We start from the raw sequence: 23,817 nt of genomic DNA, 5'->3' as shown, positions 1-23,817 counted from the left end.
AAAGACAAAGGGCGCCTAGGCGCCCTCTGTGCTACCGCTGACCCGAGGTCAGAACGGCAGGTTCAGATCCGGCTCCACCGCCAGCAGCTGCTTGCGGAACACCGTCTTGATACGCTCCAGCTCCTCGAGGGTTTCCGCCTCGAAGCGCAGCACCAGCACCGGCGTGGTGTTGGACGCACGCACCAGGCCCCAACCGTTCTGGTAATCGACGCGAACGCCGTCCAGGGTGGTGATCTGGGCATCGCCCCACTGGGCGTCGCGCTGCAGGGTCTCGATGATGCCGAACTTGCTCTCTTCGGTCACCTGGATATTGATCTCCGGGGTGGAGATGTCTACCGGGAAGGTATCGAACACCTGTTGGGCGCTGTTCTTCTCCTGGCTGAGGATCTCCAGCAGGCGCACGGCGCTGTAGATGCCGTCGTCGAAACCGAACCAGCGTTCCTTGAAGAACACGTGGCCGCTCATCTCGCCGGCCAGCAGGGCGCCGGTTTCCTTCATCTTCTTCTTGATCAGCGAGTGGCCGGTCTTCCACATGATAGGACGACCGCCGTAGCCGGCGATGAGGTTGTTCAGGCGACGGGTGCATTTGACGTCGAAGATGATGTCGGCGCCCGGGTTACGGGAGACCACGTCCTTGGCGAACAGCATCAGCAGCTGGTCGGGATAGATGATCTTGCCTTCGTTGGTCACCACACCGACGCGGTCGCCGTCGCCGTCAAAGGCCAGACCCAGGTCGGCACCGGTTTCCTTGACCTTGGCGATCAGGTCTTCCAGGTTCTCGGGCTTGCCCGGATCCGGATGGTGGTTGGGGAAGTTGCCGTCCACCTCGCAGAACAGCGGGATGACCTCGCAGCCCAGGGATTCGATCAGCTGGGGCGCGTTGACCGCGGCCACGCCGTTACCGGCGTCCACCACCACCTTGAGCTTCTTGGCCAGCACCACGTCGTTGCGGATGTAGTCGGCGTAGCTCTTGAGCACGTCGACCTGCTTGATCTGGCCCTGGCCGCTGGCCACGTCGCCGGTCTCGATGCGCTCGCGCAGACGCTGGATGGATTCGTTGGCCAGGGTCTCGCCGGCGATGACGATCTTGAAGCCGTTGTAGTCCGGCGGGTTGTGGCTGCCCGTCAGCATGACGCCGGACTTGCCTTCGAGCACGTTGGCGGCGTAGTAGAGCACCGGGGTCGGCACCATGCCGACATCGCTGACATTGGCGCCGCTGTCGGCCACGCCCTTGATCAGTTGGGCGACCAGCTCGGGGCCGGACAGGCGGCCGTCACGGCCGACGGCCACGTTGGGCTCGCCACGTGCCAGGCTCTCCGAGCCGATGGCGCGCCCGATCCAGTAGGCGGCTTCGGCGGTCAGGGAGTCACCCACCACGCCACGGATGTCGTAGGCGCGGAAGATGCTGGCGTTGAGTTGGGGGGCTTGCGGGGTAGTGCTCATCGGGGGTTTCTCCAATCCCAGGAGATCCTGGTCTTCGTCGAGGATACTGATATCGAGGATGTCGGTGGTCTGGAACAGCGGCTCGCTCTGTTGGGTGCGGCCTCTGTCGGCAAACTCCGCCAGGGTCTTGGCCACTGCATCGCTCGGAGCGGTGGCGTACAGGTCCGGCGACGACCCGGCCGATCGGCTGGCCAATCGGGCCGTCGACTTGGCCACGGGTTCCATTACCGCCAGGCGCAAAGTCGGGCTTTTGGCTATCTGATTGGATTCAAGTTCCTCGGCATAGGCCGTCAGACTGCGGACGTCGTCACGGAGCCGGCGTGACAGCTCCCGGGAAAACAGCCAAAAGCCCGTCAGCACGCCAAACAGCGCCAGCAGCAGCGCCACCAGGGGAATGCCGATGGGTGTATCGGCGCCGGCCTCGGCAGCAGGTGCCAGCTCCAGCGTCCAGAGCGGGCTGCCGGTGGCGAGCCGCCGCATCAGAGACGGATCACCCGGGGTGCCGCCATTGGCCAGCACCTGCACACTGCCGCCGGGGAACTGCTGCAGTAGGCGCCACTGGCCGACATTCGCCGGTGGCGTGGCCCAGCCCTGCAGCACGGCGGGCAGCTCTTCCACCAATACGGCACTGCCCAGCAGCTGATCGCCGCGGCGGATGGGCTGGGCGCTGTAGACCAACCAGCGATCGCCCAGCCGGTAGGCTTCCGGCGGGGTCCGCTGGCCGCCTTCCAGGCGCTTGAGCAGATCGAGGGCGGCATAGTTGAGGGGACCGGGGCGATCGTCTTCGATCTGGCGCATGCCGGCCGGTACCACCAGGACATCGACCACGCCGAGGCGCTCGCGCAGCTGGCGTTCTGCCGCCGCGCGCGCCGTGGGGTCGTCGCCCTGCAGGGCCTGCAGCACCAGGGCATCCCCGGCGACGCCTTGCAGGCGCCGGGTCAGGCCGACCAGCAGCTGATTGAGGGAGGTGGCCTGGGCCTGCAGCGCCTGATCCGCCTGCTGCTGCTGGTTGCGCGCGCCCTGCGGCTGCAACACCAGGAACCACAGCAGCAGCGCGGCCAGCAGCAGGCCGGCGAGCGCCAGCAGCAGCCCCGCGCCCATGCCGGGCAAAGCCGCGCCCCGCGGGGCCGCCTTGCGCACATCCTTGCCGTTCTTGCCCCTTGCCATGCCGTTCTTCTCCTTTATGTCACGGCGCGCCTTGCGTGTCTGGCGTCAGCGGGTACCGGAATGCCCGAAGCCGCCGGCGCCCCGCTCGGTCTCGGTAAAGCTCTCGACGATGTCGAAGTGTGCCTGGACCACAGGTACGAGCATCAGTTGGGCGATACGTTCGCCGATGCTCACGGTGAAGGTGGTCTGGCCGCGATTCCAGCAGGAGACCATCAGCTCGCCCTGGTAGTCGGAGTCGATCAGGCCGACCAGGTTGCCCAGCACGATGCCGTGCTTATGGCCGAGCCCCGAGCGCGGCAGGATCAGCGCCGCTAGGGACGGATCGGCCACGTGGATGGCGAGCCCGGTGGGGATCAGCGCGGTCTGGCCCGGCTCCAGCACCAGATCCTCCTGCAGCATGGCGCGCAGGTCGAGGCCGGCCGAACCAGGGGTGGCGTAGGACGGCAGCGGGAAATCGCGCCCCAGGCGCGGGTCGAGGATCTTGGCTTGAAGGCTATGCATGGTTCTGGGCGGTATCTTTGAGATGGGTGGAAATCAGGGCGATGAGCTGCCGGGCGATCTTGCCCTTGCTGGTCTGCGCGAAGCGGATCTCGTGCAGGCCACGGTCGATCACGGTGACCGCGTTGTCTTCGCTGTTGAAGCCGATGGCTGGATTGGCCACGTCATTGGCGACGATGAGGTCGAGGTTCTTGTCACGCAGCTTGCGCTGGGCGTACTCCAGCAGATTCTGGGTTTCCGCGGCGAAGCCGACGCTGAAGGGCCGATCCGGGCGCCCCGCCAGGGTGGCGAGGATGTCCGGGTTGCGCACCAGCTCCAGCAGGAGACCGTCACCACGGGTGGGGTCCTTCTTCAGCTTGTGCGGCGCGATGACCTCGGGGCGATAGTCCGCCACCGCCGCCGAGGCGATGAGCACGTCGCAGGGCATCAACGCCTCGCAGGCGGCCAGCATGTCGCGGGCGCTGATCACATCGATGCGCTCGACGCGATCGGGGGTCGGCAGATGTACCGGACCGCTCACCAGGCTGACGCGCGCGCCCGCCTCCGCCGCCGCTTCCGCCAGGGCGAAGCCCATGCGGCCGGAGCTGTGGTTGGTGATGTAGCGCACCGGGTCGATGTTTTCCTGGGTCGGGCCCGCGGTGATGACCACGTGGCGACCGGTCAGGTCCAGGCGCTGGAAGCAGTCGGCGGCGAGCTGGGCGAGGTCGGTGGCCTCCAGCATCCGGCCGGGGCCGACGTCGCCACAGGCCTGGCTGCCACTGGCCGGGCCGAATAGCTTGATGCCACGGCTACGCAGCAGTTCGGCGTTGGCCTGGGTGGCCGGATCGCGCCACATGGCCTGGTTCATGGCCGGTGCCAAAGCGACCCGGGCATCGGTGGCCAGCACCAGGGTGGTGAGCAGATCGTCCGCCACGCCCTGGGCCAGGCGCGCCATCACATCGGCGGTGGCCGGTGCGACCAGCACCAGATCGGCCCAGCGGGCCAGCTCGATATGACCCATGGCCGCTTCGGCGGCCGGATCCAAGAGGTCCAGGTGCACCGGCAGCCCGGACAGCGCCTGGAGGGTCAGCGGCGTGATGAATTCGCGCCCGCCGCGGGTCAGTACCACCCGCACCTCGGCGCCCTGATCCTTGAGGCGGCGCACCAGCTCGGCGCTCTTGTAAGCGGCGATGCCACCTCCGACGCCCAGCACGATGCGTTTACGATGGAGCCGCTGCATATAGCCTTTCCGTTCTCGAAGCGTCTAGAACGGGCATCGCACGGCCAATCGAGGCCCGTGCGCACCCGTGAATGATCCGGTTAAGATAGCACAGCGCCTGCAGGACGCAGACGCCCCGCCAGACAAGGAGCGCCCATGAGCATCAAGGATTGGCCGGCCCAGGAACGGCCGCGGGAGAAACTGCTGGAACAGGGCGCCCAGGCCCTCACCGACGCCGAGTTGCTGGCGATCTTCTTGCGCACCGGCGTGGCCGGCAAAAGCGCCGTGGACCTCGCCCGCCAGCTGCTCGGGGAATTCGGCAGCCTCAGGGCCCTGCTGGAGGCCGATCTCGCCGCCTTCAGCACCCACCTCGGCCTCGGCCCGGCCAAGTTCAGCCAGTTGCAGGCCGTGCTGGAAATGGGCCGCCGCCACCTGGCCGAGGGCCTCAGGCGCGACTCGGCCCTGGAAAGCCCCCAGCAGGTCCGCGACTATCTCAAGGCCCGCTTGCGCCACGAACCCCACGAGATCTTTGGCTGCCTGTTCCTCGATACCCGCCACCGGGTGCTGGCCTTCGAAGCCCTGTTCCACGGCACCATCGACGGCGCCAGCGTCTACCCTCGCCAGGTGGTCAAGCGCGCCCTCGCCCACAACGCCGCCGCCGTCATCCTCACCCACAACCACCCTTCCGGCATCGCCGAACCCAGCCACGCCGATCGCCTGCTCACCACCCGCTTGAAGGAGGCGCTGGCACTGGTCGATGTACGGGTGCTGGATCATTTCATCGTCGGGGATGGGGAGCCACTGTCAATGGTCGAATATGGTTGGCTTTAGCTATTGGATCTACTGTCGTTAAAACGAGTCAGGGCGCCATTTTGATTTTTTTATTTCGGATCACTCTCGTTGGAAAACTTACTGGCGTCGTCCTTGAAAACCATAGATTTCTGGACCTAGTCTTGTAGTCCCTAGCAAATGCTTTCTTACTGCTCAAGAGCCGTCTGACATCAGGCGCATCTGGAGAATGTAAAAGCATTGCGGAAAGTTCTTCAAGAATTTCATCAGACAGCCATGGAAAAGCTTCGAAAGCCAGAACATTCAGCTGCTTTCGATTTTCCAGCCATGAGCACCACTCCAATAGGATTTCAGCAATCCTTGCGGCCCTATGCTTGATTTGAATTCTTGCTCTTCGATGGCCTTGGCTTGATCTCTAATTATCTCGCCCTTGATGCACTCCAAATCCTTTAATACTCGTGATCTATACTCGTCCTCAAGCGATTTTCGATCCAGGCCTTTCCTAAAAGCCCTATAAGTAAGGCACCTAGACCTGCCCCAACAAGGAGTATACAAAAGACCAGCACCCTTCCATTGCGGCATCCAAGATGGCTTAAGAACTTCCTGATAAGCCTATACGAGTTTTTTTATTCTGCTTTCCAACAACCCCGGAAACCTCGTATACCACGTCTGATTCAGCGGCGACGGATGTGGCAGTGGATAAAGGGTCAGCGTCTTGCACGTGCCCTCCTCCGTTTCCAGCGTGACCTCGATGCTGCTGTCGAAACGCTCTTCGCTCTTCCAGAAGGCTTCCAGGCGGGCGCGTTCTTCCTTGGATTGGCCGATGCCGAACCAGAGGAAGGCTTCGCGGCCCAGGGTGATGAGCTGGGTGCCGTGCCAGCGCTCCACCAGCAGGCGGCGCATCAGGGGGTGGAAGGTCTTTTTCACCCGTTCCGACCAGGCTTTGTTACCGAGCGGCTTGTAGGGCACGGTGTTGGCCCAGAAGAATTGCCGGCTCAGGCTGCGGGTGGCATCGAAGTCAGCCGGGGGCTGGCCGTGCAGATGCTTGTAGAGGACCTTGCGGGCGATCTGGCCGCCACTGCCGATGAAGGGCTCGCCGTACTTCACTTCCTCCCGCCCCGGATCACGACCGAAGAAGCCCAGGGGCGCCTCGGGATCGCCCAGACCGATGATGGGATCCAGCGGGTCCTTGGCGAACTGTTCATAGACCGGAAGATCGACACCTGGAAGATCGGCAGCGAGCTGGCGAAAGGCTTCGCGCTCTGCGGAAGACAGCGGCATGCAACAGGTCTCCATCGAGGAATTAATCCCTCTAGTAGAGCCCTGCCCTGCGGGTGACGTTCCGTAACGACTGGCGGAGCGGCAGCCCTGGGGCGATAGGGTAAACTGCCCGGCTCGACCGACCCTCAAGGTGAATCCCGTTGATCAATCTGCTACGCAACGGCCTCGGCCAGGTGATCGTCGGCCTGGATCTGGTGACCCGGCCGCGCAAGCTCAAGCGCACCGAGCAGGCCCAGGCTGCCATCGAGGCGGAGCTGGCGAATCTGTCGCTCTATCAGTTCCAGGCCTGCCCCTTTTGCGTGAAGACGCGGCGGGCTCTGCATCGGCTGAACCTGCCGGTCCGCCTCAAGGACATCAAGAAGGAGCCGCAACTGCGCGCCGAGCTGGAACAGGGGGGTGGCCGGGTGAAGGTGCCTTGCCTGCGGATCGACGAAGGCAGCCAGAGCGTGTGGATGTACGAGTCGGACGACATCATCGCCTATCTGGAGCAGCGCTACGGCGAGCGGCAGCCGGCCTAGGGTTTAGCAGGTGAGGGATGGTGGACAAGGCTGCGTCGTTGTCCAGGTTACGGCGGTGTGCTTGTCGGGCTTCGACGGTGGAGCCGTCTCAATCCAACCTACGGCGTTAGAGATCGCTTTCTTCGACCTTGCGGACCTTGCTGGCGTCCAGGGTATAGGAGGCTTCGGCCAGGGCGTTGTCGACCGCCTCGGTGTGCAGGGTACCGATGACCCAGTAGGGCTCGTAGATGTCGGGTAGCGGCACGCCCTTCGGGTAGCGCACCAGGACGATCTGATTCGGCGGTGGCGGCGGCACGTGGATGCAGGCGCCCGGATAGGGCACCAGGAAGAATTCGCGGAAATTGCCCTTGGCGTCGGTCTCAAGGGGCACGGGGAAACCACCCAGACGCACGTTCTTGCCATTCAGGGCGGCCACGGTGCGGGTGGAGTGCATCACCTCGGGCAGCCCACTGTCCTTCTGTTTAAGTCCGCCGGGCGCGCCGAAGCCGCCTGGAGCCTCAGGGCTGTTGTGGCTGATCTCGGGCATGGTTTCCAAGGCGTGGCGATCTTCTGCGGTGAGCAGGTCGAGCCAGTTGGTTTCCGGCGGTTCGCCCTGGGCGGCGTGGGTCAGCAGCGGCAGGCTGGCGAGCAGCAGGGTGATGAGCAGTCTGGGCATGGTCGGCAGGTCGGAGGTAAAAGGCCGAGTGTGCGGCGCGCCAGGCCAGGGGTCCAGTCGCTAGGCGGCAAAGCCGAGCCTCGCCCATGAAAAAGCCCCTGGGTCGACGGGCGACACCAGGGGCGGAAACGCTGTGCTACTTGGCTTCGCCGAGGCGAAGCGGCGTCTTAGCGACGCTTGGTCACCATGCCGTAGATGAACAGCACGATGATGGCGCCGACCACGGCACCGATGAAACCTGCGCCTTCACCGGCACGGTAGATGCCCAGTGCCTGGCCCAGGTAGGTGGCGACCACGGAGCCGACGATGCCCAGGATGATGGTCATGATCCAGCCCATGCTGTCGTCGCCCGGCTTGAGGAAGCGGGCAATCAAGCCGACGATGAGACCAATGATGATGGTTGCGATGATGCCCATGTGAAAAATCCCCTTTTTGAGTGCTGGTAAGACAACGCCGGTCAGCAGGCGTCGTTGTACTCTCCGACCATCGGTAATCCGCCGAGGTTCAGGGGAAAACGGCTTCCGTGTGCGGAAGCCGTCTGGCATCAGTCCTGGATCAGGGCTTCCAGGGCAGCGATGCGGGTCTGCAGGGTCGCGGCGTCGGCGCTGCGCAGGGTGGCGTGACCGACCTTGCGTCCGGTCTTGAAGGCCTTGCCATAGTGGTGCAGGTGGCAGTCTTCCAGGGCGGTGACGGCGGCCACCGGCGGCACCGAGCCGATGAAGTTGACCATGGCGCTCTCGCCGACCTTAGCGGTAGAACCCAGCGGCAGGCCGGCCACGGCGCGCAGGTGGTTCTCGAACTGGCTGCACTCCGCGCCTTCGATGGTCCAGTGCCCGGAGTTGTGCACACGCGGAGCGATCTCATTGGCCTTGAGGCCACCCTCGACCTCGAAGAATTCGAAGGCCAGTACGCCGACGTAGTCGAGCTGTTCCAGCACGCGGCGTGCATAGTCTTCGGCCAAGGCCTGCAGCGGATGATCGGAGCTGGCCACCGACAGGCGCAGGATGCCGCTCTCATGGGTGTTATGCACCAGCGGATAGCAGGCCACCTCGCCGTCGCGACCACGCACGCTGACCAGGGAGACCTCGCCGGTAAAGGGCACGAAGCCTTCCAATAGCAGCGGTACGCTGCCCAGTTCGGCGAAGGCGCCGGTGACGTCTTCCAGCTGGCGCAGGACCTTCTGGCCCTTGCCGTCGTAGCCCAGGGTGCGGGTCTTGAGCACCGCCGGCAGGCCGATACGAGCCACGCCAGCGTCCAGGTCGGCCTGGGAGAGCACGTCGGCGAAGGCCGGGGTGGGAATGCCCAGGTCGCGGAACATGGACTTCTCGAACAGGCGATCGCGGGCGATGCGCAGGGCTTCGGCGGACGGATAGACCGGCACGAATTGCGAGAGAAAGGCCACGGTCTCAGCCGGGACGCTCTCGAACTCGAAGGTCACCAGATCGACCTCGTCGGCCAGCTGGCGCAGGTGGTCCTGGTCGCCGTAGTCAGCGCGCAGGTGCTCACCCAGGGCGGCGGCACAGGCGTCCGGCGCCGGATCGAGAAAGGCGAAGCTCATGCCCAGCGGCGTGCCGGCCAGGGCGAGCATGCGGCCCAGCTGGCCGCCCCCGATGACGCCGATCTTCATGCCTGCTCCCTCGGATCAGGGTTGTCCAGCACGGTGCGGGTCTGCTCGTCGCGGAAGGCGTTCAGCCGCTCGTGGTACTCGGGGTACTTGCCGCCGAGGATGCTGGCGGACAGCAGCGCGGCGTTGATGGCACCAGCCTTGCCGATGGCCAGGGTAGCGACCGGTACACCGGCCGGCATCTGGACGATGGACAGCAGGGAGTCGACGCCCGAAAGCATGGACGACTGCACCGGCACGCCCAGCACCGGCAGGTGGGTCTTGGCGGCGCACATGCCCGGCAGGTGAGCCGCGCCACCGGCACCGGCGATGATCACCTCGATACCGCGGCCAGCGGCCTCTTCGGCGTACTGGAACAGCAGGTCGGGGGTGCGGTGGGCGGAGACCACCTTCACTTCGTGGGGAATGCCCAGCTTGTCCAGCATGTCGGCGGTGTGGCTCAGGGTGGACCAGTCGGACTTGGAGCCCATGATCACGCCTACGAGTGCGCTCATCGTCGTGCCTCTGAAATGAAGAAGCCACGCGGTGGACGTGGCTTGGGAAATGAGCGGGACAGTATAGACGAAAGCGGGGCGGAGCGTGCTCCTGCGCCGGGTATCGCTTGTCGGTTGCAGGCCAGGATGTGGCGCCCATGGGATGGGTGGTGGCGTAGGGTGAGAGGTGCGGGCTAGAGCCCTGGGTGATTCGGGTGGGATCGCCCTGAAGAGCGCCCTCACCCCAGCCCTCTCCCGCAAGCGGGAGAGGGGGCGGATCGGCTCAGGTGGAAGTCGGCCTCAGATCCCCACATCCGGCAGTTGCGGGCGGGTTTCCAGGGCCTTGGCCATCAGCCGTTCGACGAAGGCGCGGTCCACGTCGGGCAGGGCCAGACGGGGCGGACGGGTCAGGGCGCTGCCGCGGCCGGCGAGTTCTTCGCAGAGCTTGATGCACTGCACCAGGTCCGGACGGGCGTCCAGGTGCAGCAGCGGCATGAACCACTCGTAGAGCGGCATGGCTTCGGCGAAGCGGCCGGCCTTGGCCAGGCGGAAGATGGTTTCGCCTTCGGTGGGGAAGATGTTGGACATGCCCGAGACCCAACCCTCGGCGCCTACGGCGATGCTTTCCAGCACCACGTCGTCGAGACCGGCGAAGAGCACGAAGCGATCGCCTACCTCGTTGCGCACGTCGATGAAGCGGCGGGTGTCACCGGAGGAATCCTTGAAGCAGACGATGTTGTCGACGTCGGCCAGGGAGATGAGGATGTCCGGGGTGACGTCGTTCTTGTAGATCGGCGGGTTGTTGTAGACCATCAGCGGCAGGTCGAGGGCGCTGGCCACGCTGCGGAAGTGGGCAGCGGTCTCGTGGGGCTTGGCCGAGTAGACCAGCGCCGGCATGAGCATGATGCCGTCGGCGCCGGCGCGACCCACCGCCTGGGCGGTGCGGGTGGCATTGAGGCTGGTGAATTCGGCCACGCCGCAGATCACCGGTACGCGACCGCCGGCGGCGTCCTTGGCGACCTCTACCAGGGAGATCTTTTCTTCCAGGGTCAGGGAGGTGTTCTCACCCACGGTGCCGCACATCACCAGACCGGAGACGCCATCGCGCACCAGGTTGCTGATCACGCCATGGGTCTTTTCCAGGTTCACCGAGAAGTCATCGTTGAATTGGGTGGTGACGGCGGGAAAGACGCCGCTCCAGTTAACGCGGGGAGTGCTCATGCGGGGGTTTCCTCCAGACGGGAACGGGGCTTGAGAGAGTCGCGGTATTGCCGGGGCGACAGGCCGGTGAGACGGCGGAACTGGCGGCTGAAGGCGCTGTGGTCGGTGTAGCCACAGGCCAGGGCCACTTCGGTGACGGGCAGATCGCGGGCCAGCAGGCGCGAGGCGGCGTCGAGCCGGGCCTTGTGCAGCAACTGCTGGGGCGTGAGGCGCAGGATGCGCTTGCACTGGCGTTCGAGCTGGGAAACCGACAGGCCCACCCGCTGGCTCAGCTCGCCCACCGAGAGCGGCTGGGCATAGTGCTCGCGCAGATAGCGATCGACCTCGGCCACCTTGGCGTGGGCCGGATGATCGGCGGCGGGCGCCTGCAGATCGTGGGAGATGCCGGCCATGCCCATCAGTTGGCCCTGGGCGTCATGCAGCGGCAGCTTGCGGGTCAGGCACCAGCCCGGGGTACGGCCGGCATAGAGGTGCAATTCCAGCTGGTCGTCCAGTGCCAGGCCTTCGCGCAGCACGCGGCGATCCTGTTCGGCGTAGGCGCCACCCAGAGGCGCCGGGAAGACTTCCTCGGCGGTCTTGCCGAGCAATTCGCTGACGTCTTCATAGCCGCAGCGCTGGGCCAGGGTCAGGTTGACCAGCACATAGCGCGCGTCCAGGTCCTTGACGAAGAACACCACGCCGGGGATGGCATCGAGCAGCGGTGCCACCAGGCTCAGGCTGGCGAGCAGCGCGGGCAGGTCGGCGGGCCGGGCGCGGCTCAGGGCGTCCAGGTGGGCGGCGGCATTCATCTCTCGTCCTCGGTCAGGGCCAGCAGGCTGTCGATACGGGTGGGTTGCAGGGGAAAGCGCGGCGCCGGCGGCGTCCAGCCCAGCAAGACGCGAGTGGCCTGGCCACAGACGCGGCCCTGGCAGGCGCCCATGCCACAACGACTGCGCAGCTTCGCCTGGGTCCAATCGGCATGACCGACCAGGGCGCCGAGGGCGACGTCCTCGCAACGGCAGACCAGGGTATCCGGCTGGGCGAGACGGGCAATGGCCGGATGCAGGGCGAAGGTGCGCGCCAGCTGGGCGGCGAAGCGGCGCCAGGCACGGGCCTCGGTCTGCACGCTAGCGATGGCGTCGAGCCGGTCACTGGCGACCAGGCCGGCGATCCGCCCAGTGACCTGGGCCAGTTCGTTGCCGCCGATGCCGGTGCATTCACCGGCGGCCAGGATGTGCGGCTGGCTGGTGCGCTGGTGGTCATCCACCGCCACGGCGCCGTCCAGGGTCGCGCAGCCCAGGCTCTGGGCCAATTCGACATTGGGTACCAGGCCGTAGCCACAGGCCAGGCGGTCGCAGGCGATCTCCCAGCGACGGTCGCCCTGGCGCAGGCGCACGGCTTCGAGACGATCACTGCCGAGCGCCGCCTCGACCCAGGTGCCCGGGCTATAGCGGGGGGTGGCCAAGCTCAGCGCCTGGCGCAACTTGTTCGGCCAGCGCCAGAGCCCCAGGCCGAACTCGAGCACGGCGCGGCGCGCGGCCTGCTCGGCGACCAGGGCGACCCGGGCACCCGCCTGGCGCGCAGTGGCGGCGCTGGCCAGCAGCAGCGGACCGGTGCCGGCGACGACGATGCGTTCAGCGGCGACTTCCACGCCCCCCTTGATCAACGCCTGCAGGCCGCCAGCACCGGTCACCCCGGGCAGGGTCCAGCCGGGAAACGGCAGCAGCAGTTCGCGGGCACCGGTGCAGAGGATGAGGGTGTCGAAGGCCAGCGTTCGGCTGCCCGTGGCGTCCTCCAGCAGCAGCTGGTGTGAACCCAGAACCGCAGCGACCCGGGTCTGGGTGAGCAGGGTGACATCGGCCGGCAGCTGACCGACTTCGGCGGCGACCTGGCCCACCCGGGCGCGCCAGATCTGGCCGCCGGGCAAGGGATTGTCGTCCAGCAGCACCAGGCTCAGGCCCCGACCACTGGCCGCGCGGGCGGCGGCGAGACCGGCCGGGCCGGCGCCGATGATGAGCAGATCACAGCACGTGGCATTCATGACAGGCGCTCCACCTGCATGCCGTCCTGGCACGGCGTCTGGCAGGCCAGGCGGCGCACGCCGTCGACCTGCACCCGGCACTCCTGGCAGATGCCCATGCCGCAGAAAGGCGCCCGGGCTTCACCGCCTACCGAACGGCGCGCGGCGGGATTGCCGCTCTTGGCCAGGGCGGCGGAGAGCAGACTGCCGGGACGGATCTCCAGGCGTTCGCCATCGATGAACAGGGTCAGCATGCCTGGCTCCTCGGCGCGAGCGTGAAGCGTGTAGGTGCGAAGGGTTCCACGTGGAACGTCGAGCGCTCACCGAACAACCCGTTGGCGATGGCTTCGGCGGTGGCCGGAGCGGTGGTGACGCCCAGGCCTTCGTGACCGACCGCCAGCCACAGACCGGGCTGGTCGGGGTGTGCGCCGATCAGCGGCAGGCCATCGGGACTGGCGGCGCGCTGGCCGGTCCAGCCACGGATCAGCGAGGTATGGGTCAGGCCCGGCAGGAAGTCCAGGGCACGACGCAGCAGCTGGCCGACCACCGCAGGTTCCACGGCCATATCCGGACGCTCGAATTGCCGCGACGAACCGATCAGCAACTGGCCGGTGGGTCGCGGCTGGACATTGAAGGCCACCGAGGCGCCGCTGCTGGCGTGGGCGCTGGCGCCATAACCGATCTCCACCAACTGATGGCGGACCCGCTCGGGATAGCGGTCGGTGATCAGCAGATGGCCCTTCTTGGGCACCAGGGGCAGGTCCGGGCAGAGACTGGCGGCCTGCAGGCCGGCGGCGAGTACCACGGCATCCGCGGTCAGCCAGCGCCCGTCGTCCAGGCGTACGCGCTGGCCTTCGACGGCGCTCACCCGGACGCGTTGGAATTCGATCAGCGGCGAGCGTTGCAGCAGCCAGGCGGCCACCACCGGGGCATAGAGCAGGCCATCGCCGGGCACCTCCAGGCTGCCGGCCAGGGCAGTCAGCGCCGGTTCGGCAGCGGCGGTCGCCGCGGCGTCGAGCGGCTGGTTGGCGACGCCCTGGGCGTCCAGGCGCTGACGTTTCTCTTCGAGAAGATCCAGTTCGGCGGCGTCGCGGGCCAGCCAGAGGGTGCCGCAGTTGCGGTAGTCGGCGGCGCTGGGCAATTGGGGCACCAGCTCACGCCAGAGTGCCAGGGAGCGGGCGCTCAAGGTCAGTTCGGCGGGGTCGTCGTCCATTACCACCAGGTGGCCCATGCCGGCGGCGGAGGCGCCGGGCAGGCCGGCGTCCAGCACCCGCACGCGACAGCCGCGCGCGGCCAGGGCCGCGGCGCAGCTGGCACCGACGATGCCGCCGCCGACGACGAGGACCTCCGCCACGGCCTTCACCCCGGGATACCCCAGGCGAATGGATCGTCGGCGGCCAGCAGCAGGGTCGCTTCGGCCATGACGTGGGCGCGGCCGCGGATCACCGGCAGGATACGGCCCTCGTCGCCGGGCTGATAATGCGCTTCGAAGCGACTGCCGATGACACTGGCCTGCTGCCAGACGGCGCCGGGTGCCAGGTCACCGTCGGCCGCGAGGCACGCCAGCTTGGCGCTGGTGCCGGTACCGCAGGGCGAGCGGTCGTAGGCGCGGCCCGGGCAGAGCACATAGCTGCGACTGTCGGCGCCGTCCGGATCCTCGGCGAAGAGTTCGATATGGTCGATGTGGCCGCCCTGGTCGCCGGTGATACCGGCGGCCTCCAGCGCGCCACGCAGGGCCAGGCTGAAGGTGAGCAGACCGTCGAGGTTGTCGGCGGCGATGCGCTGGCCGTGATCGGCACAGAGGAAGAACCAGTTGCCGCCCCAGGCGATGTCGCCGCTGACCGGGCCATGGCCGGGGACCTCCACCTGGACGGCATGGCGATGGCGATAGGCCGGGACGTTGCGCACGCTGACGCTGCCGTCGTCATGCAGGGTGGCGGTGACGTCGCCCACCGGGGTCTCGATCAGGTGATCGCCGGGGCCGATGCGACCGAGATGGGCCAGGGAGACCACCAGGCCAATGGTACCGTGGCCGCACATGCCCAGGTAGCCGACCTCGTTGAAGAACACCACCCCAGCGCTAGCCTCGGGCGATACCGGCGCGCAGAGCAACGCCCCGACCAGCACCTCGTTGCCACGCGGTTCGCGCATGCAGGCCCGGCGAAAGGCGTCATGCTGCCCGGCCAGGCGACTGCGGCGCTCGGCCATGCTGCCCTGGCCGAGATCGGGAAAACCGTCCAGCACCAGGCGGGTGGGTTCACCACCGGTATGGGAGTCGATGACGCGGATGCGCTGCATGGCTGACCTCCGTGAGAGAGGTGCCAGTGTCGCGCAGATAACGGCAAAAGGCTTGCAGGACGTCGGCTAGCCGAATGCCGAAATCAGCACAATTCAATAGCGTCGATCAGCCGCCGTGGCTCTGGCTTTCCAGATGCCGCCAGACCTGTTGCACCAGGCGCTTGCGCAACAGGGCACAGCGGTAGAGGCGGATCTCCAGGCCGACCTGCCAGGCGGCGTCGCCACAGATGGCCAGTTCGCCACGAGCCAGTTCCGCCGCCACCGACAGCTGCGGCACCCAGGCCACGCCCAGGCCCTGCAGCGCCATGGTCTTGAGGCTGTCGGCCATGGCGGTTTCGTAGAGGGTCACGGCGCGCAGCTTGCGCTGGCGCAAGAGCAGATTCACCGAACGGCCGAGGAAGGCGCCGGCGCTGTAGGCCAGCAGGGGGACGCTGCTCTGCCCGTCCAGCTGGAACATGGGCCGCCCTTCGCCATCGGTGGCGCAGACCGGCAGCATGGCGGTGTGCGCCAGGTGCAGCGAAGGAAAGAGCTCCGGGTCCATCTGCAGAGCCGCGTCGGGATCGTGGAAGGCCAGCATCAGGTCGCAGGCACCGTCGCGCAGGGCGTGGATGGCATCGCCGACGTTGGTGGCCACCAGCCGGCTGGCCAGCGCCAGGCCCTGGCCGCGCAGGCCGGCGATCCATTGCGGAAAGAAGCCCAGGGCCAGGGAGTGGGCGGCGGCGAACTGCAGCACCTCGCCCTGCCCGCCTTCGAGGTGGTGCAGGTGCCGTACCGTCTCGCCCAGTTGCTCCACCACGCTGCGCGCCGTGACCAGGAACAGCTGACCGGCCTCGGTAAGGCTGATCGGGGTGTGGGATCGGTCCACCAGGGTCAGGCCAACGCTTTCTTCCAAGGCGCGGATGCGCCGGCTGAAGGCGGGCTGGGTGACGAAACGCTTTTCGGCGGCCTGGGAAAAACTGTAGGTGGCCGCCAGGGCCACGAAGTCTTCCAGCCATTTGAATTCGATGTTCATGGCGCCCATACGTCGTCGGATCTCGTGAGGTCACAACCAGAGTTATGCCGATCCGGCATGAGGCTTGGCGGATCGGCATTGGCCGGGATCGGCTGGCAGGCCTAGATTCTAAGGTATCGCGGCGCCCGCCGCTCGATCGAAGCCTAACGCTATCATGTCCGACTCTGCATCATCCGTCCGCCTCGAAAAAGATCTCCTTGGTACCCTCGATGTCCCCGCCGATGCCTACTACGGCATCCAGACCCTGCGCGCCGTGCAGAACTTCCGCCTCTCCGGCGTGCCCCTCGGTCACTACCCCAAGCTGGTGGTGGCCCTGGCCATGGTCAAGCAGGCCGCGGCCGACGCCAACCACCGGCTCGGCCACCTGCCGACGGAAAAGCACCAGGCGATCGTTGACGCCTGCTCGCGCATCATTCGTGGCGAATTCCACGACCAGTTCGTGGTGGACATGATCCAGGGCGGGGCCGGCACCTCGACCAACATGAATGCCAACGAGGTGATCGCCAACGTGGCGCTGGAGCTGCTCGGCCACGCCAAGGGCGAGTATCGCCACCTACACCCGAACAACGACGTCAACATGGCGCAGTCGACCAACGACGCCTACCCCACCGCCATCCGCCTGGGCCTGCTGCTCGGTCATGACGCCCTGCTCGCCAGCCTGGACAGCCTGATCACCGCCTTCGCCGCCAAGGGCGTGGAATTCGCCGAGGTGCTGAAGATGGGGCGCACCCAGCTACAGGACGCGGTGCCCATGACCCTCGGCCAGGAATTCCATGCCTTCGCCACCACCCTGGGCGAGGACCTGGCGCGGCTGAAGACCCTGGCGCCGGAACTGCTCACCGAGGTCAACCTGGGTGGTACCGCCATCGGCACCGGCATCAACGCCGACCCCGGCTATCAGCTCCTGGCCGTGCAACGCCTGGCGGACATCAGCGGCCAGCCGCTGACCCCGGCCGCCGACCTGATCGAAGCCACCTCGGACATGGGCGCCTTCGTGCTGTTCTCCGGCATGCTCAAGCGCACCGCGGTGAAGCTGTCGAAGATCTGCAACGACCTGCGCCTGCTCTCCAGCGGTCCGCGCACCGGCATCAACGAGATCAACCTGCCGCCGCGCCAGCCGGGCAGCTCCATCATGCCGGGCAAGGTCAATCCGGTGATCCCCGAGGCGGTCAACCAGGTGGCCTTCGAGATCATCGGCAACGACCTGGCGCTGACCCTGGCGGCCGAGGGCGGCCAGCTGCAGCTCAACGTCATGGAGCCCTTGATCGCCTACAAGATCTTCGACTCCATCCGCCTCTTGCAGCGCGCCATGGACATGCTGCGCGAACACTGCATCACCGGTATCACCGCCAACGTCGAGCACTGCCGCCGCCAGGTGGAGCACTCCATCGGCCTGGTCACCGCGCTCAACCCCTACCTGGGCTACGAGACCTCCACCCGCATCGCCAAGACGGCGCTGGAAACCGGTCGCGGCGTGCTGGAACTGGTGCGCGAGGAGAACCTGCTGGACGAGGCGACCCTGGACGACATCCTGCGCCCGGAAAACATGATCGCGCCAAGGCTGGTACCGCTCAAAGCCAAGGTCTGAGTCCCGCACGCCAGACCTGAGCGGCAACCGACGGCAACTCCCCGTGGGCGCGGTATCCTTCTTGCTTGGAAGGCTGCCACCGCCCCGGGGAGTTTGCCCATGCGTCAGTCCGGTCTGATCAATCTCAACCTGGTGTCCCTGGTGCTCCAGCAACTGGCGGCCGACACGCCCGCCCGGGCGGCGCCCCTGCTGGCCGGCAGCGGCCTGCGGCTGGACGACCTCGAACAGCCGCATCGGCTCATCACCCTGGCCCAGGAACAGCGGGTCATCGCCAACGCCCTGCCCGTCGCGCCGCCCGAACTGGGGTTGCTGCTGGGCTGGCGGCTGCGGGTCTCCGGCTATGGGCTGCTCGGCTATGCCCTGCTCAGTGCCCCGACCCTGGGCGTGGCACTGCAGGCGGCGCTGGCCCACCAGGGCCTGCTCGGTGCCTATTTCACCCTGCGCCTGGAACGCCACGGCGAGCTGGCCTGGCTCAGGGCGGATGACCACCCCTTCGCGCCAGACCTGGAGCGCTGCAACGCCGAGTGCTGCCTGGCCTCGCTGCGGGCGATCTGCTGCGACCTGCTGGGTACGCCCCTGCCCCTGGTGCAGGTGGTCTTTCGGCACCCCGAGCCGGCCTATCGCGAGCGCTATGGCGACTGCTTCGGCGCCACGCCCCTGGCCTTCACCGCCGCCTTCAATGGCCTGGCCTTTCCCGCCGCCTGGCTGGAACGCGGGCTGCCGCTGGCCGATCCGGTGACCCATCGCGACGCCCTGGAGCAGTGTGGTCGCCTGGCTCCCGAACAGGATCGCCAGCGCGCCCTGCTCGCCCGCATCCGCACCCTGCTGGGCGCCGATCTCGCGGCACCGCCCTCCTTCGCGGCCCTGGCCGGCCACCTCGGCATGGCCCCGCGCAGCCTGCGTCGCCACCTGCAGGCGGGTGGCAGCGGCTATCAGCAACTGCTCGACGAGCTGCGCTTCGCGCGGGCACGTGATCTGCTGGCCCAGGAGCGGCTGCCCATCTATCGCATCGCCGAAGTGATGGGCTTCAGCGAGACGGCCAGCTTCCGTCATGCCTTTCGCCGCTGGAGCGGACAATCGCCGCGGGGTTATCGGCTCTAGCGGCTGGCGTATGCTGGCGACTCCTGCACAATGAGAGGCTCTGCCATGCCAGCCCTGCACCTGCTCGCGGACCGCGGCCAACCCACCGATCAATACCGCCTGCCGGCGGAAAAGCGCCTGGCAGGCGATCCGCTGCAGAGCCTCTGGCTCGACTACGAGGATGGCAGTGGCGTCTTCGCCGTCGGCCACTGGCACAGCGAGGTGGACGCCTGGCGGGTGAACTACACCGAGGAGGAGTACTGCCAGATCCTCGAAGGCGTGAGTCTGGTCACCAATGACCAGGGCCACGCCACCCGTCTCGGCCCCGGCAGCAGCTTCGTCGTGCCGCGCGGCTTCCAGGGCACCTGGGAGGTGCTGGAGCCGACCCTGAAGCGGTTCGTAGTCTACGAAGCCAAGGGCGGCTGATGGCCGACGCCGGGCGCAATCTGGCCGGATCTATCCCCTTTTGGCCGCTGCGCCTCTCGTCCAGGGGCGCCGGGCTGGCAAGAATCAGGGGAGAGCCCGCCGCCCGGAGTCGCCATGCGCATCCACCACAGTCCCGATCACGCCCTGCACCACGGTCGCTGCGAATTGATCGATGGCCAGTTGCAGCCCTGTTTCGAAAAACCCCAGCGCGTCGAATTCATCCTCGCCGAGTGTCACCGCCGGCAGCTCGGCGAGGTGGTGGCACCGCGGGACTTCGGCCGGGCGCCCCTGGCACGCATCCATAGCGCGGCCTATCTCGACTTTCTCGCCGGCGCCTGGGACGAATGGGCGGCCCGCGGCGAGACCGTGGACCTGCTGCCCTATACCTGGCCAGCGCGTACCCTGCGCCAGGTGCTGCCGCCCACCAGCCTGCACGGACGCCTGGGCTACTACAGCTTCGACGGCGGCGCGCCCATCACCGCCGGCACCTGGCAGGCCGCCTACAGCGCCGCCCAGGTGGCCTTGAGCGCCGGGGCCGAGATCGCGGCAGGCGCCCGCAGCGCCTTCGCCCTCTGCCGCCCGCCGGGCCACCACGCGGCCGCCGATGTCATGGGCGGCTACTGCTATCTGAACAACGCCGCCATCGCCGCCCAGGCCGCCCTCGACGGTGGCGCCCGGCGGGTAGCCATCCTCGATGTCGACTACCACCACGGCAACGGCACCCAGGACATCTTCTATACGCGCGACGATGTGCTGTTCCTCTCGCTGCACGGTGATCCCGGTTTCGAATTCCCCTTCTTCCTCGGCTATGCCGACGAGACCGGCAGCGGGGCGGGCCAGGGCTTCAACCTCAATCTGCCGCTGCCCGCCGGCAGCGCCTGGGACAGCTGGAGCACCGCGCTGGAGGTGGCCCTGACGCGACTCCGGGACTATGCCCCGGACCTGCTGCTGGTCTCCCTGGGCGTGGATACCTTCAAGGCCGATCCCATTTCCCAGTTCAGGCTGGAGAGCGACGACTACCTGCGCCTGGGCGAACGCCTGGGGCGGCTCGGCCTGCCGACCCTGTTCGTCATGGAAGGCGGTTACGCCGTGGCGGAAATCGGCATCAACACGGTGAACGTCCTGGCCGCCTTCGACGGCGCCTGATCCCTATCGCGAGGAATCCGACCATGCACAGCCTCCTGCATCCGCTCACCGCCCTGCTCGGTGGCGCCCTGCTCGCCACCGCCGTCCAGGCCGCCGATCCCGGCGAGCTGCGGGTCTACAACTGGGCCGACTACATCCTGCCCGAGACGCCCAGGGACTTCGCCAAGCAGACCGGCATCCGCGTCACCTGGGACACCTTCGACAGCAACGAGTCGCTGGAGGCCAAGCTGCTCACCGGTCGCTCCGGCTATGACCTGGTGATTCCCTCCAACCAGTTCCTGGAAACCCAGATCAAGGCCGGGGTCTTCCAGAAGCTGGACAAGCGCAAGCTGCCCAACTGGCAGAATCTCGATCCCGGGTTGCTCAAGCTGCTGGAGGTCAACGATCCGGGTAACCAGTACGGCGTGCCCTACATGTACGGCACCATCCTCATCGGCTTCAACCCGGCCAAGGTCAAGGCGGCGCTGGGTGCGGACGCACCGGTGGACAGCTGGGACCTGGTGTTCAAGCCGGAGAACATGGCCAAGCTCGAGAGCTGTGGCGTGGCCATGCTGGACTCGCCCTCGGACATCCTGCCGGTGGTGCTGCACTACCTGGGCCTGGACCCCAACAGCGCCAACGCCAAGGACTACGAAAAGGCCACGGCGCTGATGCTCAAGATCCGCCCCTACATGGCCTACTTCAACTCCACCAAGTACATGACCGACATCGCCAATGGCGACATCTGCGTGGCGGTGGGTTATTCGGGCAGCTTCTACCAGTTCGGCAATCGCGCCAAGGAAGCCGGCAACGGCGTGGTGGTGGACTGGCGCCTGCCACGCGAGGGTGCGCCGATCTGGTTCGACACCTGGGCCATTCCGGCCAGCGCCGCCAACGTCGACCAGGCCCATGCCTTCATCAACTACCTGCTCGAACCCAAGGTGATCGCCGGGATCAGCGACTACCTCGGCTATCCCAACGCCAACAAGCCCGGCATGCCGCTGGTGACCGCCGCCATCCGCGACAACCACGACCTGGTGCCTACTCCGGACATGCTCAAGAAGCTCTATGTGGTGCAGCCGCTGCCACAGCCCATCGAGCGGGTGCGGACGCGCGCCTGGAGCCGCATCAAGTCCGGTGGTTGAAGGCCAAGGCGTCCACAACGGACCACATGGTAGCCAATGGCTACCATTCGGCGGCTGCCCTCCCGATCCGGGAACCCTCTATCGCGCTAAGGGACTTATTGTGCTGAAGTGATCAATCGGATTTTCCCGCCAGGTACGGCACCATGTCCCTCGGTCTCGCCCGCGCCCGAGCGCTGGCTCGCCCTTTTTGGGCCCTGCGCTTCGAGCCGGAATTGGAACGGCACTACCAGCACGACATCGCCCATTCGCGGCGGCAGCACCTGCGCATCAGCCTGACCGTGGCCATCCTGGCCTATGCCAGCTTCTCGGTCTGGGACTGGATCCTGATGACCGAGGCCTTCTGGCTCATCAGTCTGCTCAGCGCCCTGGTCGTGGTGGGTGGCGGCGCCGTGCTGCTGGCCCTCAAGCTGATGCCGGCCGAACACCCCTCGCGTGAGTGGCTGGGCATCCTGCCCAGCCTGCTGGCCTACGCCCCGCCGCTGTTCGAGGTCGAGGCTTCCGATACCGCACATCGCGCCCTCTGGCTCGCCACCCTGCCGCTGATGACCCTCTTCACCAACAGCTGCATCGCCCCACCCTTGCGCCAGGCCACGGTGCACAGCCTGGTCGCCCTGCTGACCATCGGCCTGGCGACCCAGATACACAACCTGCCCGCCATGGAAGCCTCGCTGGTGCTCACCCTGGCATTCGCCACCGCGGTCTTCACCCTGCTCGCCAACTTCTGGATGGAGCGCGCGCGCCGTCAGGGCTATCTGTTGATCCTGCGCGACCGCTTGCGCAACGAAGAACTGACCGCCTCCAATCGCTTCCTGGCGCAGCAGTCCGCCACCGATCCCCTGACCGGCGTGGCCAATCGCCGGGCGCTGATGCAGGCCCTGGCCACCGCCCTGGCCCATCCCCCGCCACGCCCGCTGCTCCTGCTGATGATCGACGTCGACCACTTCAAGGCCTTCAACGATCGCTACGGGCATCCGGCGGGCGATCGCTGCCTGCAACAGGTCGCCACCGCCCTGGCCGACGAGTTGCGCGCCGGCGATTGCCTGGCCCGCTACGGTGGCGAGGAATTCGCCATCCTCTGCACGCCCTCGCGTGAGGAGGATGCCGGCAAGCTGGCCCAGCGCCTGCTCGATGCGGTACGGCGCCTGGAGATCCCCCACCTCGGGCCCCATGCCGGTCCGCGCGTGACGGTGAGTATCGGCGGTGCCTGCGCGCGGCCGGACCACGACTGCGCCGAGACCTTCATCGAAGCCGCCGATCGCCAGCTCTACTGGGCCAAGCAGGCCGGGCGCGACCGCGCCATCCTCGAAGACTGCGAGCGCTGCCGCCCACCGATCGAGGAACCCCTCTAGCCCAGGCGATAGACCCGATCGACCAGGGCCACGCTGGCCAGGCGCTGGCGTAGATCGTCGTCCAGGCTGGGATCCTGCCAGTCGTAGAGGCCGATGCGGGCATAGGCCTGACCCCGCTGCGGCCGGGTGCCGAGGTACTCCCAGACCACCCGGGTGCAGGCTGGCTCGCGGCGGTCGGAGGCGCTGACGCCCAGCTTGAGTCCGTTCAGGCGATCGATGCGGTTGCGCGCACTGGGCAGCAGCACCGTCTGCGACAGCTCGTTGCCGGTGAGGGATTCGTAGTCGGTGAAGAACAGCCGGCTTTCCAGGCTCATGGCCAGGCCCAGGTATCGAAAGCGCGCCTGGCTGGTGGCTTCGTCCCGCCGGCGCAGGCGCTCGAAACGCACGTAGCGGAAGACGCCCTCCTCCGCGAACAGCCGGACCAGTCCGCAGAGCACCACGCCCGGCGTGGACAGCGACGGATAGTATTCGTGGTAGTAGCCCTGGTAGCGCGCCAGGCCTTCCTGGCGCTCGCCGAACAGGGCCAGTGCCTGCCCCGCCCAGCCGGCCTCCTGAGCGACCGGCGCCCCCAGGCGCGCCGCGAATTGCCGCTGTGGCAGCTGCAGATCGCCCACCGGCAGCCCGAAGAATCCCGCCAGGCGCTGCAGGTTGTAAGGCGACGGACGGCTCTGCCCGTTGAGGTAGCGATTGAACTGGGCGCGGTTGATGCCAACGGCGCGACAGACGGCGGCAATCGAGCGGTGGCGCTGGCAGAGCAGCTGCAAATTGGCGGAAAAATCGCTCATGAATCCGGCCCGAGCTTGACAGACGGCCAGAAAACTAGCATCAAGTCGCGCCATTTTGAAGCGAGGCGCGGAATTGTTCACGCCAGTGGGATAGCCGAATCTAGGCGCCCGGTCCGTCTTACTGCCCGTTCCACGCGGACCGA

General features: G+C 67.0%; 24 protein-coding genes. 8 read left to right on the top strand and 16 right to left on the bottom strand.

Annotated elements, in window-relative coordinates:
- Window positions 1-48: 48 nt before the first annotated feature.
- The 3 genes from algC to coaBC form a co-directional block, all read right to left on the bottom strand.
- Window positions 49-1,443: a phosphomannomutase/phosphoglucomutase gene (gene algC, locus RCF34_RS13810; RefSeq protein ID WP_218568701.1), complete on the bottom strand. Its 1,395-nt coding sequence runs from the start codon at window positions 1,441-1,443 to the stop codon at window positions 49-51.
- Window positions 1,444-2,655: 1,212 nt separating this feature from the next.
- A complete protein-coding gene (gene dut, locus RCF34_RS13805; RefSeq protein ID WP_308708673.1) occupies window positions 2,656-3,111 on the bottom strand; it encodes a dUTP diphosphatase in 456 nt (151 codons plus the stop codon).
- Window positions 3,104-4,327 carry a bifunctional phosphopantothenoylcysteine decarboxylase/phosphopantothenate--cysteine ligase CoaBC gene (gene coaBC / locus RCF34_RS13800; protein ID WP_308708672.1) on the bottom strand — a complete coding sequence of 408 codons (1,224 nt, stop codon included), beginning with the start codon at window positions 4,325-4,327 and terminating at the stop codon, window positions 3,104-3,106. Before coaBC ends, dut begins: the two co-directional genes overlap by 8 nt.
- 135 nt (window positions 4,328-4,462) lie before the next feature.
- Here coaBC and radC point away from each other — a divergent pair, with 135 nt between their 5' ends.
- A complete protein-coding gene (gene radC, locus RCF34_RS13795) occupies window positions 4,463-5,137 on the top strand; it encodes a DNA repair protein RadC (protein WP_308708671.1) in 675 nt (224 codons plus the stop codon).
- 570 nt (window positions 5,138-5,707) lie between these two features.
- Here radC and RCF34_RS13790 read toward each other — a convergent pair.
- Window positions 5,708-6,376 carry a uracil-DNA glycosylase family protein gene (locus tag RCF34_RS13790; RefSeq protein ID WP_308708670.1) on the bottom strand — a complete coding sequence of 223 codons (669 nt, stop codon included), beginning with the start codon at window positions 6,374-6,376 and terminating at the stop codon, window positions 5,708-5,710.
- A gap of 140 nt (window positions 6,377-6,516) precedes the next feature.
- On the opposite strand from RCF34_RS13790, the gene RCF34_RS13785 reads away from it, so the two are divergent.
- Entirely contained in the window at window positions 6,517-6,894 is a 378-nt protein-coding gene (locus tag RCF34_RS13785) for a glutathione S-transferase N-terminal domain-containing protein (RefSeq protein ID WP_308708669.1), read from the top strand.
- Between the two features lie 106 nt (window positions 6,895-7,000).
- On the opposite strand, the gene RCF34_RS13780 is transcribed toward RCF34_RS13785, so the two are convergent.
- The 11 genes from RCF34_RS13780 to RCF34_RS13730 form a co-directional block, all read right to left on the bottom strand.
- The gene (locus RCF34_RS13780; protein ID WP_308708667.1) at window positions 7,001-7,549 is read right to left on the bottom strand and encodes a DUF3299 domain-containing protein; all 549 of its coding nucleotides are present in this window, start codon (window positions 7,547-7,549) and stop codon (window positions 7,001-7,003) included.
- Window positions 7,550-7,716: 167 nt separating this feature from the next.
- Complete coding sequence (locus RCF34_RS13775; RefSeq protein ID WP_308708666.1) at window positions 7,717-7,965, bottom strand: GlsB/YeaQ/YmgE family stress response membrane protein; 249 nt, start codon at window positions 7,963-7,965, stop codon at window positions 7,717-7,719.
- Window positions 7,966-8,093: 128 nt separating this feature from the next.
- Entirely contained in the window at window positions 8,094-9,176 is a 1,083-nt protein-coding gene (locus tag RCF34_RS13770) for a 5-(carboxyamino)imidazole ribonucleotide synthase (protein WP_308708665.1), read from the bottom strand.
- Window positions 9,173-9,667, bottom strand: coding sequence for a 5-(carboxyamino)imidazole ribonucleotide mutase (gene purE / locus RCF34_RS13765; protein WP_007160060.1), 495 nt, complete (start codon window positions 9,665-9,667; stop codon window positions 9,173-9,175). The genes RCF34_RS13770 and purE overlap by 4 nt, the downstream gene beginning before the upstream one ends.
- A gap of 279 nt (window positions 9,668-9,946) precedes the next feature.
- Window positions 9,947-10,867: a dihydrodipicolinate synthase family protein gene (locus tag RCF34_RS13760; protein ID WP_308708664.1), complete on the bottom strand. Its 921-nt coding sequence runs from the start codon at window positions 10,865-10,867 to the stop codon at window positions 9,947-9,949.
- Window positions 10,864-11,655, bottom strand: coding sequence for an AraC family transcriptional regulator (locus tag RCF34_RS13755; protein ID WP_133860158.1), 792 nt, complete (start codon window positions 11,653-11,655; stop codon window positions 10,864-10,866). The genes RCF34_RS13760 and RCF34_RS13755 overlap by 4 nt, the downstream gene beginning before the upstream one ends.
- Window positions 11,652-12,887, bottom strand: a complete 1,236-nt coding sequence (locus tag RCF34_RS13750; RefSeq protein ID WP_308708663.1) for an FAD/NAD(P)-binding oxidoreductase — start codon at window positions 12,885-12,887, stop codon at window positions 11,652-11,654. Before RCF34_RS13750 ends, RCF34_RS13755 begins: the two co-directional genes overlap by 4 nt.
- Window positions 12,884-13,120 (bottom strand): (2Fe-2S)-binding protein, encoded by a 237-nt coding sequence (locus RCF34_RS13745; RefSeq protein WP_308708662.1) that lies wholly within the window; start codon window positions 13,118-13,120, stop codon window positions 12,884-12,886. Before RCF34_RS13745 ends, RCF34_RS13750 begins: the two co-directional genes overlap by 4 nt.
- The gene (locus tag RCF34_RS13740; protein ID WP_308708661.1) at window positions 13,114-14,229 is read right to left on the bottom strand and encodes an FAD-binding oxidoreductase; all 1,116 of its coding nucleotides are present in this window, start codon (window positions 14,227-14,229) and stop codon (window positions 13,114-13,116) included. The genes RCF34_RS13745 and RCF34_RS13740 overlap by 7 nt, the downstream gene beginning before the upstream one ends.
- Window positions 14,226-15,164, bottom strand: coding sequence for a 4-hydroxyproline epimerase (locus tag RCF34_RS13735; protein ID WP_308708660.1), 939 nt, complete (start codon window positions 15,162-15,164; stop codon window positions 14,226-14,228). Before RCF34_RS13735 ends, RCF34_RS13740 begins: the two co-directional genes overlap by 4 nt.
- Before the next feature lie 106 nt (window positions 15,165-15,270).
- The gene (locus RCF34_RS13730; protein ID WP_184289401.1) at window positions 15,271-16,176 is read right to left on the bottom strand and encodes a LysR substrate-binding domain-containing protein; all 906 of its coding nucleotides are present in this window, start codon (window positions 16,174-16,176) and stop codon (window positions 15,271-15,273) included.
- 154 nt (window positions 16,177-16,330) lie between these two features.
- On the opposite strand from RCF34_RS13730, the gene aspA reads away from it, so the two are divergent.
- The 6 genes from aspA to RCF34_RS13700 all read left to right on the top strand — a co-directional run bounded on the left by aspA (window position 16,331) and on the right by RCF34_RS13700 (window position 22,889).
- Entirely contained in the window at window positions 16,331-17,764 is a 1,434-nt protein-coding gene (gene aspA / locus RCF34_RS13725) for an aspartate ammonia-lyase (RefSeq protein WP_308708659.1), read from the top strand.
- Window positions 17,765-17,863: 99 nt separating this feature from the next.
- Window positions 17,864-18,865, top strand: coding sequence for an AraC family transcriptional regulator (locus tag RCF34_RS13720; protein WP_308708658.1), 1,002 nt, complete (start codon window positions 17,864-17,866; stop codon window positions 18,863-18,865).
- 45 nt (window positions 18,866-18,910) lie between these two features.
- Window positions 18,911-19,270 (top strand): cupin domain-containing protein, encoded by a 360-nt coding sequence (locus RCF34_RS13715; protein ID WP_308708657.1) that lies wholly within the window; start codon window positions 18,911-18,913, stop codon window positions 19,268-19,270.
- A 114-nt stretch (window positions 19,271-19,384) separates the two neighbouring features.
- A complete protein-coding gene (locus tag RCF34_RS13710) occupies window positions 19,385-20,416 on the top strand; it encodes a histone deacetylase family protein (protein WP_308708656.1) in 1,032 nt (343 codons plus the stop codon).
- 23 nt (window positions 20,417-20,439) lie between these two features.
- Window positions 20,440-21,540 carry a polyamine ABC transporter substrate-binding protein gene (locus RCF34_RS13705; RefSeq protein ID WP_308708655.1) on the top strand — a complete coding sequence of 367 codons (1,101 nt, stop codon included), beginning with the start codon at window positions 20,440-20,442 and terminating at the stop codon, window positions 21,538-21,540.
- Between the two features lie 143 nt (window positions 21,541-21,683).
- Window positions 21,684-22,889 (top strand): GGDEF domain-containing protein, encoded by a 1,206-nt coding sequence (locus tag RCF34_RS13700; RefSeq protein WP_308708654.1) that lies wholly within the window; start codon window positions 21,684-21,686, stop codon window positions 22,887-22,889.
- On the opposite strand, the gene RCF34_RS13695 is transcribed toward RCF34_RS13700, so the two are convergent.
- On the bottom strand, window positions 22,886-23,674 hold the full coding sequence (locus RCF34_RS13695) for a helix-turn-helix transcriptional regulator (RefSeq protein WP_308708653.1): 789 nt from the start codon (window positions 23,672-23,674) through the stop codon (window positions 22,886-22,888). The two genes, RCF34_RS13700 and RCF34_RS13695, sit on opposite strands and share 4 nt — an antisense overlap.
- Window positions 23,675-23,817: the final 143 nt, after the last annotated feature.

It is taken from the genome of Pseudomonas sp. 102515 (genome assembly GCF_031085165.1).
Lineage (GTDB): Bacteria > Pseudomonadota > Gammaproteobacteria > Pseudomonadales > Pseudomonadaceae > Chryseomonas.
Note: the sequence above shows the minus strand (reverse complement) of the source record. Positions and strands in the feature narration are given on the sequence as shown.

Coding starts and splice junctions, on each gene's coding strand:
- RCF34_RS13695 (WP_308708653.1), bottom strand. CDS start 23,674: ATGAGCGATTTTTCCGCCAATTTGCAGCTGCTCTGCCAGCGCCACCGC.
- aspA (WP_308708659.1), top strand. CDS start 16,331: ATGTCCGACTCTGCATCATCCGTCCGCCTCGAAAAAGATCTCCTTGGT.
- RCF34_RS13780 (WP_308708667.1), bottom strand. CDS start 7,549: ATGCCCAGACTGCTCATCACCCTGCTGCTCGCCAGCCTGCCGCTGCTG.
- RCF34_RS13775 (WP_308708666.1), bottom strand. CDS start 7,965: ATGGGCATCATCGCAACCATCATCATTGGTCTCATCGTCGGCTTGATT.
- RCF34_RS13710 (WP_308708656.1), top strand. CDS start 19,385: ATGCGCATCCACCACAGTCCCGATCACGCCCTGCACCACGGTCGCTGC.
- radC (WP_308708671.1), top strand. CDS start 4,463: ATGAGCATCAAGGATTGGCCGGCCCAGGAACGGCCGCGGGAGAAACTG.
- coaBC (WP_308708672.1), bottom strand. CDS start 4,327: ATGCAGCGGCTCCATCGTAAACGCATCGTGCTGGGCGTCGGAGGTGGC.
- dut (WP_308708673.1), bottom strand. CDS start 3,111: ATGCATAGCCTTCAAGCCAAGATCCTCGACCCGCGCCTGGGGCGCGAT.
- RCF34_RS13755 (WP_133860158.1), bottom strand. CDS start 11,655: ATGAATGCCGCCGCCCACCTGGACGCCCTGAGCCGCGCCCGGCCCGCC.
- RCF34_RS13705 (WP_308708655.1), top strand. CDS start 20,440: ATGCACAGCCTCCTGCATCCGCTCACCGCCCTGCTCGGTGGCGCCCTG.
- RCF34_RS13760 (WP_308708664.1), bottom strand. CDS start 10,867: ATGAGCACTCCCCGCGTTAACTGGAGCGGCGTCTTTCCCGCCGTCACC.
- RCF34_RS13750 (WP_308708663.1), bottom strand. CDS start 12,887: ATGAATGCCACGTGCTGTGATCTGCTCATCATCGGCGCCGGCCCGGCC.
- RCF34_RS13770 (WP_308708665.1), bottom strand. CDS start 9,176: ATGAAGATCGGCGTCATCGGGGGCGGCCAGCTGGGCCGCATGCTCGCC.
- RCF34_RS13730 (WP_184289401.1), bottom strand. CDS start 16,176: ATGAACATCGAATTCAAATGGCTGGAAGACTTCGTGGCCCTGGCGGCC.
- RCF34_RS13700 (WP_308708654.1), top strand. CDS start 21,684: ATGTCCCTCGGTCTCGCCCGCGCCCGAGCGCTGGCTCGCCCTTTTTGG.
- RCF34_RS13790 (WP_308708670.1), bottom strand. CDS start 6,376: ATGCCGCTGTCTTCCGCAGAGCGCGAAGCCTTTCGCCAGCTCGCTGCC.
- RCF34_RS13715 (WP_308708657.1), top strand. CDS start 18,911: ATGCCAGCCCTGCACCTGCTCGCGGACCGCGGCCAACCCACCGATCAA.
- RCF34_RS13745 (WP_308708662.1), bottom strand. CDS start 13,120: ATGCTGACCCTGTTCATCGATGGCGAACGCCTGGAGATCCGTCCCGGC.
- RCF34_RS13735 (WP_308708660.1), bottom strand. CDS start 15,164: ATGCAGCGCATCCGCGTCATCGACTCCCATACCGGTGGTGAACCCACC.
- RCF34_RS13720 (WP_308708658.1), top strand. CDS start 17,864: ATGCGTCAGTCCGGTCTGATCAATCTCAACCTGGTGTCCCTGGTGCTC.
- purE (WP_007160060.1), bottom strand. CDS start 9,667: ATGAGCGCACTCGTAGGCGTGATCATGGGCTCCAAGTCCGACTGGTCC.
- algC (WP_218568701.1), bottom strand. CDS start 1,443: ATGAGCACTACCCCGCAAGCCCCCCAACTCAACGCCAGCATCTTCCGC.